The organism is Nocardia sp. SSK8 (assembly GCF_037034205.1).
GTDB lineage: Bacteria > Actinomycetota > Actinomycetes > Mycobacteriales > Mycobacteriaceae > Nocardia.
In genome coordinates this window covers 204,670-219,241 of the sequence record NZ_JBAGKD010000011.1, presented here as the reverse complement: position 1 = coordinate 219,241, position 14,572 = coordinate 204,670, and the positions used below count along the sequence as shown (strand labels likewise).

Annotated in this window: 12 protein-coding genes; 5 read left to right on the top strand and 7 right to left on the bottom strand. The window is 69.4% G+C overall.

Going from position 1 to position 14,572, the window contains the following annotated elements; all coding sequences use genetic code 11:
* Positions 1-373: 373 nt before the first annotated feature.
* Positions 374-1,312 (bottom strand): NAD-dependent epimerase/dehydratase family protein, encoded by a 939-nt coding sequence (locus WA675_RS20925; protein WP_336086364.1) that lies wholly within the window; start codon positions 1,310-1,312, stop codon positions 374-376.
* Between the two features lie 134 nt (positions 1,313-1,446).
* Here WA675_RS20925 and WA675_RS20920 point away from each other — a divergent pair, with 134 nt between their 5' ends.
* Positions 1,447-3,819: a lysylphosphatidylglycerol synthase transmembrane domain-containing protein gene (locus tag WA675_RS20920; RefSeq protein ID WP_336086362.1), complete on the top strand. Its 2,373-nt coding sequence runs from the start codon at positions 1,447-1,449 to the stop codon at positions 3,817-3,819.
* Positions 3,820-4,058: 239 nt separating this feature from the next.
* Entirely contained in the window at positions 4,059-4,826 is a 768-nt protein-coding gene (locus tag WA675_RS20915; RefSeq protein WP_336086361.1) for a GntR family transcriptional regulator, read from the top strand.
* 91 nt (positions 4,827-4,917) lie between these two features.
* Here the strand turns inward: WA675_RS20915 and WA675_RS20910 are convergent, their stop codons facing one another.
* From WA675_RS20910 to WA675_RS20895, 4 genes are all read right to left on the bottom strand, one after another.
* Positions 4,918-6,036: an NAD(P)H-dependent flavin oxidoreductase gene (locus WA675_RS20910; RefSeq protein WP_336086360.1), complete on the bottom strand. Its 1,119-nt coding sequence runs from the start codon at positions 6,034-6,036 to the stop codon at positions 4,918-4,920.
* Between the two features lie 43 nt (positions 6,037-6,079).
* Positions 6,080-7,432: a WS/DGAT/MGAT family O-acyltransferase gene (locus WA675_RS20905; protein WP_336086358.1), complete on the bottom strand. Its 1,353-nt coding sequence runs from the start codon at positions 7,430-7,432 to the stop codon at positions 6,080-6,082.
* 145 nt (positions 7,433-7,577) lie between these two features.
* On the bottom strand, positions 7,578-8,408 hold the full coding sequence (locus WA675_RS20900) for a hypothetical protein (RefSeq protein ID WP_336086357.1): 831 nt from the start codon (positions 8,406-8,408) through the stop codon (positions 7,578-7,580).
* Positions 8,409-8,940: 532 nt separating this feature from the next.
* Positions 8,941-10,671 carry a cutinase family protein gene (locus tag WA675_RS20895; RefSeq protein ID WP_336086356.1) on the bottom strand — a complete coding sequence of 577 codons (1,731 nt, stop codon included), beginning with the start codon at positions 10,669-10,671 and terminating at the stop codon, positions 8,941-8,943.
* 160 nt (positions 10,672-10,831) lie between these two features.
* Between WA675_RS20895 and WA675_RS20890 the strand changes: the two genes are divergently transcribed.
* The gene (locus tag WA675_RS20890) at positions 10,832-12,169 is read left to right on the top strand and encodes a TerD family protein (RefSeq protein WP_336086355.1); all 1,338 of its coding nucleotides are present in this window, start codon (positions 10,832-10,834) and stop codon (positions 12,167-12,169) included.
* Between the two features lie 2 nt (positions 12,170-12,171).
* On the opposite strand, the gene WA675_RS20885 is transcribed toward WA675_RS20890, so the two are convergent.
* Positions 12,172-12,933, bottom strand: coding sequence for an alpha/beta fold hydrolase (locus WA675_RS20885; RefSeq protein ID WP_336086387.1), 762 nt, complete (start codon positions 12,931-12,933; stop codon positions 12,172-12,174).
* 324 nt (positions 12,934-13,257) lie between these two features.
* Between WA675_RS20885 and WA675_RS20880 the strand changes: the two genes are divergently transcribed.
* Positions 13,258-13,506 carry a hypothetical protein gene (locus WA675_RS20880; protein WP_336086354.1) on the top strand — a complete coding sequence of 83 codons (249 nt, stop codon included), beginning with the start codon at positions 13,258-13,260 and terminating at the stop codon, positions 13,504-13,506.
* Positions 13,507-13,510: 4 nt separating this feature from the next.
* Here WA675_RS20880 and WA675_RS20875 read toward each other — a convergent pair whose 3' ends face one another.
* On the bottom strand, positions 13,511-14,023 hold the full coding sequence (locus WA675_RS20875; RefSeq protein ID WP_336086353.1) for a hypothetical protein: 513 nt from the start codon (positions 14,021-14,023) through the stop codon (positions 13,511-13,513).
* An 87-nt stretch (positions 14,024-14,110) separates the two neighbouring features.
* Here WA675_RS20875 and WA675_RS20870 point away from each other — a divergent pair, with 87 nt between their 5' ends.
* Positions 14,111-14,572: an NUDIX hydrolase gene (locus WA675_RS20870; RefSeq protein ID WP_336086352.1), complete on the top strand. Its 462-nt coding sequence runs from the start codon at positions 14,111-14,113 to the stop codon at positions 14,570-14,572.

Below are 14,572 nucleotides of genomic sequence, written 5' to 3'. Positions count from 1 at the left end.
CGTCCACGCGCACACCACGCCCGTGCTGGCTGACCCGCGACCGGCATCGACACCACTGCCGTCGGGCCGCGAGCCTTCCTCCGTCCGTGCGGCGCGCCGCCGCGCGGTCCACGCACACACCGTGCCCGTGCCGGGCTGACCCGCGACCGGCATCGACACCAACCGCTGTCGGGCCGCGAGCCTTCCTCTGTCCGAGCGGCACGCCACCGGCTGGCATCGGCACCGGTGGCCACTGCGGTCTGTGCCTACGCCCAGATACTGTCGTGCCCTGATCGTCACGGCCGAGCCGAGCTGACCTGTCCCGGCCATGACATCGGCGCTGTCGACCGCGACGTCTGGTGCTGTCACCCGGCCGACGACCGCGACGTCTGGCTCAGACTGCCCGACCAGCCGCCAGTCCGGCCGTGACATCGGCGTACCGCGGTCGCCAGCCCAATTCCTCGTGGGCCAGCGCGCTCGAGATCCGCATCGACGTGTCGACCATGAGCGCGCTCAGGTAGGGGACGGCCAGGCGGATGGCCCAGCCGGGCAGGCGGATCGGGCGGGGTGTGCCGTGGCTGCGGGCGACCTCGGTGAGGAAGCGCTCCCAGGTGATGGGGGTGTCGTCGGCGATGTTGTAGGCGCGGCCGGGGGTGCCGTGGTCGAGCGCGGCGACGGTGGCGGCGGCCGCGTCCTCGACGTGCACCCAGGTGTTCACCCCGCCCGGCCCCAGCGGACCGACCGGCACGCGCTTGCGCATCATCCCGGCGAACAGGTCGCTGAACGCGCCCGGCCCGTAGAACAGCCCGTACCGCAGCGCGATCCCGTCGACGCCTGCCGCGTCGAACACCAGCCGCTCCCCGTCGACGCACGCGCGCACCACCTCGTCGGCGACGCCGCCGTTGTACACGCCGAACTCCGCGCGCTCGGTGACCGGCTCGGTGCCGTGGTCGTGATACCCGTAACCCAGGATCAGCGACTGGGTGACGAAGCGCCGCGCGCCGGTCACCTCGGCCGCGGCCAGCAGGTTCGCGGTGCCGACCGTGCGCAGCAGCCCGGTGGGATCGTCGGCCGGAATCCGGCGCGTGGCCTTCACTTCGCGCAGCGCGGTGGCCTCGTGCAGTACGGCGTCGGCGCGCAAGCCGTCCACCGCGCGCAGCAGCCCGTCGCGGTCGAGCGCGTCGGCGGTGATCGGCTCGGCGCCCAGTTCGCGCACCAGGGGATGGGCCTCGGGGGAGCGCACGATGGCCGTCACCGAGTGTCCGCCCGCCGTCAGCGCGCGAATCAGCGGACGGCCGATGGCGCCGGTCGCGCCCGCCAGCAGAACCTGCATGATGATTCCCTTCCGGTTGTGCGTTGTCGTTGTGCACAGGACGGGTCACGACACGCGTTTGTGACGGCTTGTGACCCGCCTCACGTGCGATGTCACGGCGGGTCGACGGCGTGTCGGTGTGTATCGTGCGGCTCATGCGAGTCGACGGTCGGGAGATTCCGGTCACGGGAAGTCTCCTGCAGCCGCTGACCCGGCGTACCAGCGACATCGTCCGGGTCGCGCTGGCCGGGATCGGTGTCGCCGTGGTGATCGCGGGGTCGCTGATCACCCGGCCGGAGTGGCTGGCCCTGGAGCGTTCGGTGTCCAAGATCGTGGACTTCCTGAGCCCGGATCAGTCCACCCTGGTGTACTTGATCTACGGAATGCTCATCCTGGCACTGCCGTTCGCCATCCTCATCGAGTTGATGCTGCGCAGGCAGTGGAAGCTGCTGGCAGGCTACGCCGCCGCCGGACTGCTCGCGGTGCTGGCCCTGTCCATCACCGGTTCGGGCATCTCCACCCCGAAATGGCACCTACCCGTTCCCGACCGTTTCGACACCTTCCTCTCCCAGTTCCTCGACGACCCACGCTGGATCGCCATGCTCGCGGCCATGCTCACGGTGTCGAGCCCGTGGCTGCCGGTGCGGCCGCGGCGCTGGATGTGGTTCCTGCTGTTGATGTTCGCGCCGATGCACCTGGTGGTGAGTTCGGTGGTGCCCGCGCGGGCGATGCTGGGGCTGGTGGTGGGGTGGCTGGTCGGCGCGGTGATCGTCTGGCTGGTCGGCACGCCCGCGCTGGAGGTGCCGCTGGAGGCGGCGGTGCGGGTGCTGGCGGGGCGCGGCTACACCGTGCGCTCGTTCCACGTCGACCGGCCCGCCGGGCGCGGTCCGCTGCTGCTGGCCACCGAGGTCGACGGGCCCGAGTCCGAGATCGTCGTCGAGATGTACGGCAAGAATCAGCGCAGCTTCGGCGCCATCCGCCAGCTCTGGCGCTGGATCACCTTCCGTTCCAGCGAGACCGCGCCGCTGCACGGGTCCATGCACCGCGCCGTCGAGCACCGCGCGCTGCTCGGCATCGCCATCGGCGAGCTGGGCATGGCCGATTCGCACCAGGTCGCGGTGGCCGGGCTGGAACGCGGCTGGATGCTGTTCGCGCACACCGTCCCGCGCGGCACGCCGCTGCGCAAGCTCTCCGCGCAGGTGCTGCCCGGCGTGTGGCGTTCACTGCTGCGGCTGCACGAGAACCAGATCAGCATGGGCGATCTGCCGCCGGACTATGTGCGGGTCTGCCAGGGCGACACCCTCTTCGGCGGTTTCGCCTTCGCCGAGTTCGGCGCCTCCGACGCGCAGAAGCAGTCCGATATCGCCCAGCTGCTGGTGACCACCACCGCGCTGTTCGGCAAGCACGAGGCGGTGTCGGCAGCGATCGAGGTGCTCGGCGAGGCCGCGGTCGTCACCGCGGCCCGGCGGCTGACCAAATCGGCCATGCCCACCGGCATCCGCAAGTCGGTGCCGCAGTGGAGCAAGGTGGTGGCGACCGCGCGCGAGGAGGTGCGCGAGCAGACCGGCCACGACCGCATCCAGTCCGAGCAGCTCACCCGGTTCAACCGCAACCAGATCATCCAGCTGGTGCTGCTGGTCGGCCTGGTCTACGTGGCCTACCCGTTCTTCAGCCAGGTGCCCACCTTCTTCAGTCAGCTGCGCACGCTGAACTGGTGGTGGGCGCTGTTCGGCCTGGTCATCTCGGGCCTGACCTATCTGGGCGCCGCCGCCGCGCTCGGCGCCTGCGCCGACGGGCTGGTCCGCACCCGCGACCTGATCCTCGAGCAGCTGGCCAATACCTTCGTCGCCACCACCACCCCCGCAGGTGTCGGTGGTCTGGCGCTGAGCGTGCGGTTCCTGCAGCAGGCTGGCATGTCGACGTTGCGGGCCACCGCGGCGGTCGCGCTGCAGCAGTCCATGCAGGTGATCACGCACCTGGTGCTGCTGGTGATCTTCTCGGTGGTGGCGGGCACCTCGACCAACCTGGCCCACATCGTGCCCGACGCGACCGTGCTGTATCTGGCGGCGGGCGTGGTCGGCGGGCTGATCGGCGCGTTCATGTTCGTGCCCAAGTTGCGCCGCTGGGTGAATCATTCGGTGCGCCCGCAGCTCACCGAGGTGCTCGGCGAGCTGGGCGACCTGGCCAAGGACCCCAAGCGTTTCGCGATCATCGTCGCGGGCTGCGGCGCGATCACCCTGGGTCAGGCGCTGGCGCTGTGGGCCAGTGTCGAAGCCTTCGGCGGCGGCACCGATTTCGTGGCGGTCACCATCGTCACCATGATCGGCGGCACGCTGGCCTCGGCAGCCCCGACGCCCGGCGGTGTCGGTGCCGTGGAGGCGGCGCTGATCGGTGGTCTGGCGGCCTTCGGCGTGCCCGCCGAGATCGCGGTGCCCGCCGTGCTGCTCTACCGCGTGCTCACCTGCTGGATCCCGGTGGCACTTGGCTGGCCGATCATGCGCTGGATGGGCAACAAGCAGATGATCTGAGACCTGTCTGATCCAGACCGGCGGCGCTCATCGGCCGATCCGCGCGCCCACCGCGGCAGGTTGCGCGGGATTCCGGTGTTGCCGAGGGATTGCCGAACATGCTGTTCGGTTGGTTCCCGACCGTGATCGGCCAGCTGACGTGAACCATCCCACAGCGCCCGCTGGTGCGTGCGAGGTGCGGTTTCAGCGCCTAAACTGTCTGGGACGTAACCGGAGCATGATCGAAAGGTGTTTTCTCGATGGGATCCCGGACGGTGGTCGCCGACGTCGCCGATGAACTGGCGCGTCGTGTCGCCACCGGCGAGTACCGGCCCGGCGAGCTGATGCCCTCGGTGCGTCAGGTCGCCGACGAGTTCGGGATGAACCGGGCCACCGCGCAACTCACCCTCGGCAGGCTCGAGTCCTACGGCTTCGTCGAGGCCCGCCGCGGCAAGGGCTTCACCATTCGCGACGTGCGCGAAGAGGGCGGCATGGACTCCTACCGGCACCTGTTCCGGTTCTCCATCACCGCCCCGGCCGTGGCCGCCGAGATGTTCACCGACATCGTCGCCGTCGAGCGTGGCATCGTGCTCGACGCGCTACTCGCCTACACCGCCGCCGAGAAGGTGCTCGATCCCGGCGAGCTCGCCGCCGCCGTCGACGAGCTCGAGGCGATGGCCCGCAACGCCGTGCCCGACTATCCGCGCATCATCGCCACCGAGATCGCGCTGATCCGCCGGGTGCTGGGTGTGCTCGGGATGACCATGCAACGCGCGGTGCTCAATTCGATCGCCGACATGGTCGTCGAGGTGCCCGAGGCGGTCACCGCCTACTTCGCCGTCGCCGCCGACCTGCACGTCCTCGTCTGGCGGGCGTTGCTGGCGGTGTGGGACGCCGAGTCCGCGCCCAGCGAGGCCCAGCTGGCCCTGTTCGAGGACCTGTTCGCGCTCTACCACGAGAAGGTGATCGCCCGCTTCGACGAGCTGGTCGGCGTGCCGGGCGTCGAGGAGACCGCCGCGACCGCCTGACCTGCCGGTCAGCTGTCTGAGTCGGATTCGCCGCGTTTCGGCGGATGATGCCAGGGCAGATGCCTGCCCTGCGGCACCTGCCCGAGCGGGCTTATCCGTTGAGCTTGGTCAGGCGGTCGTAGGCGGTGACGTACTCCTCGACCAGGCGGTTGATCACGTCCGCGCTGCGCTCGACCTTGTTCATCATGCCGACCACCTGGCCGACCGGATTGAAGTTCACGTCCTTGGCGGCCTCGGGGTAGCGGTGGCCGCGCTTGACGCCGTCGAGGGCGACCATCATCTGCAGCGGCATGGGCAGCGGGTCGGGCGTCTCGGCCGATTCCCACGCGTCGGTCCAGTCGTTGCGCAGCATGCGGCAGGGCTTGCCGGTCCACGAGCGCGAGCGCACGGTGTCGTGGCTGGTGGCGCCGAGGTAGGTGTCCATCTGCGCGGGCGGCACATTGGCCTCCTCGACGGTGAGCCACAGCGACCCGGTCCACGCGCCCTGCGCGCCCATCGCCAGCGCGGACGCGACCTGCGCGCCGTTGCCGATGCCACCGGCCGCGAGCACCGGCATATCGCCGACGGCGTCGATCACCTGCGGCCACAGCACCAGCGAGGACACCTCACCGCAGTGCCCGCCGCCCTCGGTGCCCTGACACACCACGAAGTCCAGCCCGGCCGCCTTGTGGTTCATGGCGTGTTTGACCGAGCCGCACAGCGCGCCGATCACCCGGCCGGAGTCCTGGATGCGCTTGACCACGTCCTCGGGCGGGGTGCCCAGCGCGTTGGCGACCAGCTTGGCCTTGGGGTGGTTCAGGATCACGTCGACCTGCGGGCCCGCGGTGGTCGCGGTCCAGCCCAGCAGCTCGTTGTGGTGCTCGCCCTCGGGCAGTGCGGGCACGTCGTGGTCGGACAGGATCTGCTGGGCGAAGTCGCGATGCCCCTGCGGAACCATCTGCGCCAGCTGCTTTTCCAGCTGCTCGGGACTCAGGCCCTCGACGCCCTTGCCCTCGTACTTGGACGGGATCACCAGGTCGACGCCGTAGATGCCGTTGACGTGCTCGTCGAGCCAGGCCAGTTCCACCTCGAGCTGTTCGGCGGTGAAGCCGACCGCGCCGAGCACACCGAGCCCGCCCGCGTTGCTCACCGCGGCCACCACGTCGCGGCAGTGGGTGAAGGCGAAGAGGGGGAACTCGATGCCGAGCTGTTCGCAGAATTCGGTACGCATACCGAACTGTAACACGTTCTAGTTTATTCGAGAATGGGAATTTTCAGGTCGCCGCGTCCTCCAGCGCCGTCAACGAGTCCTCCAGATGATTGAGCAATCGGTGCAGGTCGGGCAGGGTGCGGCGGCAGCCGACCAAGCCGAAATCGAGATTGTCGCCGTGCGAGGTGAGGGTGATGTTCACGGCCTGGCCGTCCAGCGGGATGGACAGCGGATACCCCGCGTCCAGCCGCGCGCCGTTCCAGTACATCGGCTCGCGCGAGCCCGGCACATTCGAGATGACGATATTGAACGGCGGCGTCCCCAGCGCCGCGAAACCCGGCAGCAGCAACGCGGCCATCGGGCTGAGCATCAGCCCCGCCACCGCCAGGGTCTGGGCCGGGCTCAACGACCGGTAGACATCCTTGCTCCGCCGTGTCGACTCGCTCACCACCCGCAGCCGCTCCAGCGGATCGGCGATATCGGTGCCCAGATTGCACAGCAGCGCCGCGATCTTCACACCCTGGGTATCGGTGTCGTCGGCATCGCGCAGCGACATCGGCACCATCGCGATCATCGGCTTGTCCGGCAGCGCGTCCCGCTCGAGCAGATACGTCCGCAACGCCCCCGCCGACATGGTCAGCACCACATCGTTGACCGTGGTCCCGGTCGCCTTCTTCACCTGCTTGATCCGGTCCATCGACCAGGTGCGCACCGCGCACTTACGCGCCCCGCCGATCGGCACATTGAACAGCGTGGGCGGCGCCGCGAACGGCAAGGTCAACTGCTGTTCGAGCAGTCCGGTGCGGGCCGCGCGCAACAGCGCCGCGGTCGACGAACTCGCCGCAGACAGCCCGCCGAGCACCCCACCCATCCGCGAACGCGCTGGCCGGGATTCGGGCCGCTGCTTGCGCGGCAGGTTCCACGGCACGGTGACCCCGGCGTCCGGATCGGTGCTCAGCGTCCGGCGCAGCAGCCGCTGGGCGGAGACGCCGTCGATCAGGGCGTGGTGCATCTTCGAGTACAGCGCGAAGCGGCCGTCGGCCAGGCCCTCGACGAAATGCAGTTCCCAGAGCGGGCGATGCCGGTCCAGCAGCGCGCTGTGCAGCGCGGAGGTGTGATCGAGTAGCTGATCCATGGTGCCCGGCGCGGGTAAGGCGCTGCGCTGGACGTGGAAGTCCAGGTCGATGTCGGTGTCGTGGGTCCAGGCCAGCTGGGGCGCGCCGAGCCAGGTGGCCGGGCGCTTCCGGAAGGTCGGCCGCAGGGTGTCCTCGGCCAGCAGAATGTCGCGGAACTCGCGCAGATAGTCCGGCCCGGCGTCTTCCGGCGGCTCGAACAATTGCAGTGAGCCCACATGCATCGGGTGCTCGCGCGACTCCGCGAGCAGGAACAGCGCATCCAATGGTGCGATGAATTCCATGACAGATCGCCCCCTGACGAGAGTGGTTCGGTGCAAGTCTGTAGACGATCGACCACGCTGTCGGGTCGGCCCGGCGAAGAATCGCCTGCCACTGCCCAAGTTACCCGGCCGTACCCCTTCGCGTCAGGTGAACGGCCACCGCGAGTCAGACCTGAGCGGGTTCGGCCTGTCGCTGCTCGGCGGGCACGGCGACGGCCTCGGCGGGCGGGTTGTCCGGATCGGTGACCACGCGCAGCACGGCGGTGTGGTGTTCCTCCGGCGCGGGCGCCGGTTCCGGTTCGGCGACAACGGTTTCGGCGACCGGTGCCTCGGCGGCCGGTTCGGGCGCGGGCGGCTGCGGTGCCGGAACCGGCGGCGCTACCGGACCTTTCGAGGCGATCACGACCCCCAGCTCCAGCCGGGTGATCTCCACCAGCGCGCGCTCCTGCTCGGCGGCGTGCCGCATGGCCTTCTGCCACAGCGAGGCCATCTCCTCGAGCTCCTCGACGGTGGCCTCCACATCGATGTGCAGCTTGAGCCGCTGCATGGTGATGTGCTGGGCGGCGGTCAGCGTGCGCAGCAGGTCCTCGCACTTGTTCGGGATGCGACGGTGCGCCACCACGCGCAGCCGGGTCAGCATGCCGCCCGGGCGATCCCAGATCACCTTGTGGATCTGCGCGCCCACATTGTCGATCTCCTCGGCGGTGACCAGATCCCACTCCCCGCAGTTGGCCAGATCGGCGCGCACCGAGGCCGAGGTCTCCAGGATCGAGGCGACCGCGGCCAGCACCGCCTCACGCCGCCACGCCTCGTGATCGCGCTGGTCACCCACCATGTTCGACAGCTCGACATGGCGCTGCGCGGCATCGAGCGCCTGCCTGCCCCGCTCGTCTGCGGCCGCGATGCCCTCGCGGTGCGTGCGGTTGTTGGCGAACACGCCGACCAGAACAGCGCCGGCGACAGGGAGCGAGCCGAGGAGTGGGAGCCACTGAGTCACCAGCCGATCATTGCATCGCGGCAAGCAACAGTCACCATGATCGGCGCGTTGCCCGAAGATCGCACCGGGGTGTCGCGCCCGCCGCGCCCGCGCTGAACGGCTGATTCCGGGTGATTCGCGGGGCGGCTGTGCGATTCGCGGGCTGCGTGGATTCGCGGGGTTGCTGCGTCTCGGTTCCTGGGGCCGCGTGGATAGGTGGGCTGCCGCGTGGTTCGCGAGGCGGTTGTGTGAATCGCCGGGGGCTGTGTGGATTCGGAGGTTGCTGTGTCTCGGTTCCTGGGGCTGCGTGGATTGGTGGGCGGCCGCGTGGTTCGCGGGGCGGTTGTGTGAATCGCCCGGGGCTGTGTGGATCAGCTGTGGCGTGTGGATCAGCGGGTGGCGTGGATTCGCAAGGCCGCCGCGCGGTTCCGGGTGCTGCGGAGGACCGCGGATGCGTGCGGTGATGTCGGTGGATCAGCGGTGGCGCACAGCGAAGTCCCCGGTGCGGCAACCGGTTCAGCTGCCGCACCGGGGACTTGTGTTCTCGCTGTTGTCAGTTCGACGGCGTCGTGGTGGTCGGCTCGCCGGTGGTTGTGGTCGGGGCCGCCGTGGTGGTGGGGGCCGGGGTCGTGGTGGTGGTCGGCGCGGGGGCCGCGGCCTGGTTGGTCGCGGGCTCCGGAGCCGGGGCCGGAGTGGTCGTCGTGGGCTCGGCCGGAGTGGTCGACGGAGTCGTGGTGGACGGCGTCGTGGTGGTCGGCTCGCCGGTGGTTGTGGTCGGGGCCGCTGTCGTGGTCGGCGGCGTGGTCGAGGTGGTCGTCGACGGTGCGGTGGTCGTGGTCGACTTGCTCGTGGTGGTCGACTTCTTGGTGGTGGTCGTCGGCTTCGCCGTGGTGGTCGTGGCCGGTTTGGTCGGCGCGGCCAGCGCGGCGGTCACGTCCTCGTCGGCGGGCGCCGACTTCTTGTCCACCGGCTCACCGGCCTGGGCCTGCTTGGCCAGGTGGGTCAGCCAGGCCGCCGCGTACTCCGCCGAGGTCAGCGGCTTGCCGTTGGCGGCGTCGGAATCACGCCAGTAGTCGAAGTGGTGACCGGTGCCGTTGGGGCCCAGGGTGAGCTGGTACGGATCGCTCATCGCCACCGGAATGGTGTTCTGGTTGGTCACGATCAGCCCGACGATCTCGTTGAACACCTTCTGCGGCAGGTACGCCAGCGGCGAGACCTGCTCGGCCGCGATCGTGTCCGCCTGCGACGGCGCCGGGGTCTGGCCCGGCACGTAGTCCGGATCGGAGACCTTGAGCAGCACCTCGAGGAAGGTCTCGTCGCTGGCCATCCAGTTCGGGTTGGCGGCGATATCGGAGAAGGCGGCCATCGCGATGCGGCCCAGCGTGAAGGCCATGTCCTGGCCGGTGGCCGGGGTCAGGCCGTCGCGCTGCAGGTCGTCGATATTGATCTGGCGGCCGACATTGGCGGCCAGCTGCAGCAGCGAGATGTTCTCCGGCGCCGCGCAGGTCAGGTCGCCCTCGGAGCAGAACGAGGCGATCTTGCCGTTGAGCGCGCCGAAGTCACCGCCCGTGGTCACGCCCTTGCCCGAGATCGGGTCCACACCGTTCTGGTACTTCTGGTCGAAGCCGTCCGGGTTGGCGAAGGGGTCCTCGGCGCCGATGAACGGGCCGTCCCCGGCCGCGCGCCCGGCGTCGGCGAACATCACCACGCCCAGCACGTCGTCGGGGTCGACCACCGAGTAGCCGTCGGCCGGGTCGTCGTTGCCGATGCCCTCGGCGACGCGGCGCACCACATCGGCGCCCTCGCTGTAGCCGACGATGGAGAACTTGGTGTCCGGGCAGGCCGCCGAGATCTCCCGCATCACCTGCTGGGTGTTGGCGACGCCGGTGTTCACGGCGTCCTCGTAGGTGCGCATATCGGCCGGGTAGGCGATGTAGACCGCCGCGTACTGGCCGTCGGCCACCGCGCTGGCTGGCGCGTTCACCACCGGGTCCACCCAGACGCTGCTGTGATCGCCCGACAGCGCCGCGGGCAGCGGGTTGCCGTTGGCGTCGAGCAGCATGGCCGTGGTGCCCTCGACCGGGGTGTCGTTGCGCCCGGCCACCGAGATGGTCACCATCTCGCGGCACTCGGTCACCGAGGTGGTGAGCTCGTAGCTGGGGGACTCGGGTTGCTGCGACGTCACCGCGAACGACGCCGCGACGATCGCCGCGACGCCCAGGGTCGCCGGCGCGGCGACAGCCGATGCGATGCGATGTTTCGCAAGGAACTCACGCAGATTCATGTCATGATCCCGTTCGAATGACCTACAGGTGGGCAGGCCCCCCGACGGGCCGCGATGTCACGAACTCTGTCGTGGGCCACCTGCGGATCGTTACTAGCGCGAACGGGCACCCCGTGCCCCGGATTCCGGGGGCACGGCAGTCGGCAGGGGGGAAACACGCATGTCAGCGATGGTGAAGGGACAGAACGGGCCGGTCGGCACCGATGTGGTGGTCGTCTCGGCGCGGGTGAACGCGCCGGTCACGCTGGCGGCGCTGCTGGTCACCGAGCAGGGCCGGGTCCGCTCGGACGGCGATCTCGTCTGCGAATACCAGCCGTTCGCGCCCGGGGTGCGCTTGCAGGGCGGCACGATCTCGGTGACCCTGTCCCAGGTGCCCGCCGAGATCGCCCAGGTCAGGACGGTCATCGCGCTCGCCGACCCCGGCGGCGGCTTCGGCCGGATCGCGCCGCCGTCGGTGCGGCTCGCCGGAGCCGACGGGACGGCCATCTACGACTTTCGCATCGACGGACTCACCACCGAGTCGGCGGTGCTCGCGGTCGAGTTCTATCGACGTCAAGGAGCCTGGAAAGTTCGCGCGCTCGGGGCGGGGTACGCGGGTGGATTCGGCGCGCTCGTCAGTGATCACGGCGGACGGTTGATCGAGGCGCCACGCCCGGCGGCGCCGCAGTACCCGGCCGCACCTCAGTACCCGGCCGCGACGCCGTACCCCGCTGGTCCGGCGGCGGCCGGGTCGGGCTCCGCGGCAGGCGGAGGTTCGGGTGCGGCAGGTCCGGGGCGCGGCGCGTCCGCGGCTGGGTCGGGCGCCGCGGCGGGGAGGTCCACAGCGGGAGGGGGTCCGGGTGCGGCTGGGTCGGGCCCGGCGGGGTGGAATCCCGGAATGACCGGGAGCCCGGCTGCCGCCCCCGGCTTGCCACGTCATCGGCCCGTCAGCCTGGCCAAGGGCCAGCGGGTCACCCTCCGCAAAGACGGCGGCGCCGCCCTCACCTTCGTCCGCATGGGCCTGGGTTGGGACCCGGTCATGCGCGGGCGCCTGTTCGGCCGCCGCCCGATCGAGATCGACCTCGACGCCTCGGTCGCCATGTTCGCCGACCACACCCTGGTCGACCTCGTCTGCTTCGGCCAGCTCAGCTCCAAGGACGGTGCCATCCGCCACCAGGGCGACAACCTCACCGGCGAGGGCGACGGCGACGACGAGGTGATCCTGGTCGACCTCACGCGCGTGCCCGTGCACGTCACCACCCTGCTCTTCTTCGTCACCTCCTACCAGGGTCACACCTTCGAACAGGTCACCAACGCCTTCTGCCGCCTCGTCGACAACACCACCGACCGCGAACTGGCCCGCTACGCCCTCACCGGCGGCATGCCCTACACCGCCATCACCATGGCGAAACTCTCCCGCGCGGGCCGCGAATGGACCATGCAGGCCATCGGCGAACCCTTCCACGCCCGCACTCCCGGCGACGCCATCCCCCAGCTGGGCCAGTTCCTGCTGCGCTGACCTCACCCGCGCGCGGCGACCTCCCGCACCGAATCCGCGATCGCCCAGAAGTCCTTACGCAGAATGGCGCCGTGATTGCTCGACACCTTCGCCGCGACAAGGATGTTCGGCTTGCGCGAAGTCACCGCGTCGAGCCCACCGCGGATCTTCTCCTGCTCGTCCTTCTTGCTGCCGAACGAGGTCCCCGAGGCCACCACATACCGCACCGGCGCCGTGATCGCGTCCAGCACCGGCCCCAATTCCTCAGTGCGCGAGAGCGTCCCGAGCTCGATATTGCTCTCGGCCTGCTGCGCGGCGTTCATCCGCGGCACCAGCCCCGTCGGCCGCAACAGCGGCATGACCCAGCTCAGCCGCTTGAACAGCGTGCGAATCCGCTTCTCCATGGCCTCGTCGAGCCAGTCATACGGGAAGGCCCCGTCGACCAGCACCGCCCCGATCACCCGCTCCGGATTCCGCGCCGCCCAATGCGCCCCGACGACGGCCCCATAGGACCACCCCACGAGCACCGCCCGCTCCACACCCCGAGCCGCCAGCACCGCGTCCACATCCCGCACCGCCGCCTCGAACGAATAATCCGCCGACAACCCCGACTTCCGCCCCCGAGCCCGCTCATCGAAGGTGATGTGCCGAAACCCGTCCCCCAACTCGGCGATCGTCCTCCACCAGTACCCCTGCGTGGCGAACTGCCCGTTCAGATAAACCACCGCGATCCCGTCACCCCCGGTATCGGTGACGGCCAACGCCGTATCGTCGACGCTCACCATCCCAGTCCACGTGCTGGTCGGTTCGATGTGTCGCGCGGTCATGGAAACCACCCCTCTCGGTCGTGCTCGTTGATTGAGACCACTGTCCCGCCCGCACCTGACACCGCCCTGACACGTCCCTGATGCCCGCTGACGCCCGGAATCAGCTGTTCGAGCGATGCGTGTACCGGCGAATTCCGGGACAGTCGAATGCCAGGAAGGTGAGGCGATGGCCGACTGGGACGGCGCGGGCTACGCGCACATCAGCGGACTCCAACGCGCCATGGCCACCGACGCGGTGTCCGCGGTCCCGGTCGCGGGCACCGAGCGTGTACTCGACGTGGGTTGTGGCGACGGCTTCGTGAGCACATCGCGGCGGCCCTGGCACCCCACGGCCGGGCACTGGTGCAGTACGTCTGCGCAGGCCCGCGCCCGAGCATCGAGGACACCGCCATGGCCGTCACCGCCGACCCCACCGAAATCCCGCCCTTCGTCGCCGAAGTGGTCACCCGCTACGAATCCCTCACCGGCACACCAGGACTGTTCCGATTCCTCCAGCTCCGAACCGAATTGTCACACGCCACACCCGAATAGCCCCTCACCAGATATCAACCCACTGCGGCCGCGCCGCCACATCGAACCCAGCCGCCCGCCCCCGCACCAACATCGGCAACTCCGCCCCCACCGGAAACCGATCCATCAACGCCGAGGCCGTGGACTTCCGCAGTTCGTTGAAAGCGAACTCCTTCTTCATCCCATATTCCGCCCCGGTCGCCGGATGCGTGAACCGCACCTCGAGCCGAACCCGATGCGTCGACAACGGATTGTTCGACGACCGCGTCACCCGCCGCCCGGCCCCGACCACCGTAGCGACGACCGCCTCACCATTCCTACGCAGATAAGCCCGCCGACCCCGCCACACCACCCCCAACACGAACGGCCAACTCACCAACCCGAACACCAACCCGACAATGAGCGCCACCCCGATCAACGCCCCACCATCCCGCTGCCCCACCCACACCACCCCCCGCAACACCAACGAGAAATACCCCACCGCCGCCACCGCCGCCACCCAATACCCGAACACCACCGGGTTGACCAGCAATTTCATCTTCCCCGCCCCGCCCCCGATCCGACAAGCCACAACGATCGTAACCAGCCCTTCCGACAAGCAGCGTCGTCCGCGAAACTGTTCACAATGAAGCAAGAGTTGCGCGTCGCCGCTTACGCGGTGTGCGTCCGTGAATCCGAAGGCGTAGCCGAAATCCTGCTCGCCCGATGGATAGCACCGGACGGCAGTAAACAGTGGACCCTCCCAGGCGGTGGAATGCACCACGGCGAGAACCCGATCACCACAGCGATCCGCGAGGTCACCGAGGAAACCGGCTACACCGCCGAGCCCATCACCCTCCTCGGCATCGACTCGATGAACCGCCGATACCCACGCCCCCACGGCGAATTCGCCGACTTCCACGGCCTCCGAATCGTGTACGAAGCCCACATCACCGGCGGCGAACTACGCAACGAAACCAACGGCTCCACCGACCTGGCAGCCTGGCACCCGATCGCCGATATCACCCTCCTCGACCGCGTCGACCTCATCGACACCGCAATCGAATTGTGGCGAACCAGACCACCTCTCGGCCGCGCAAACGGCTGA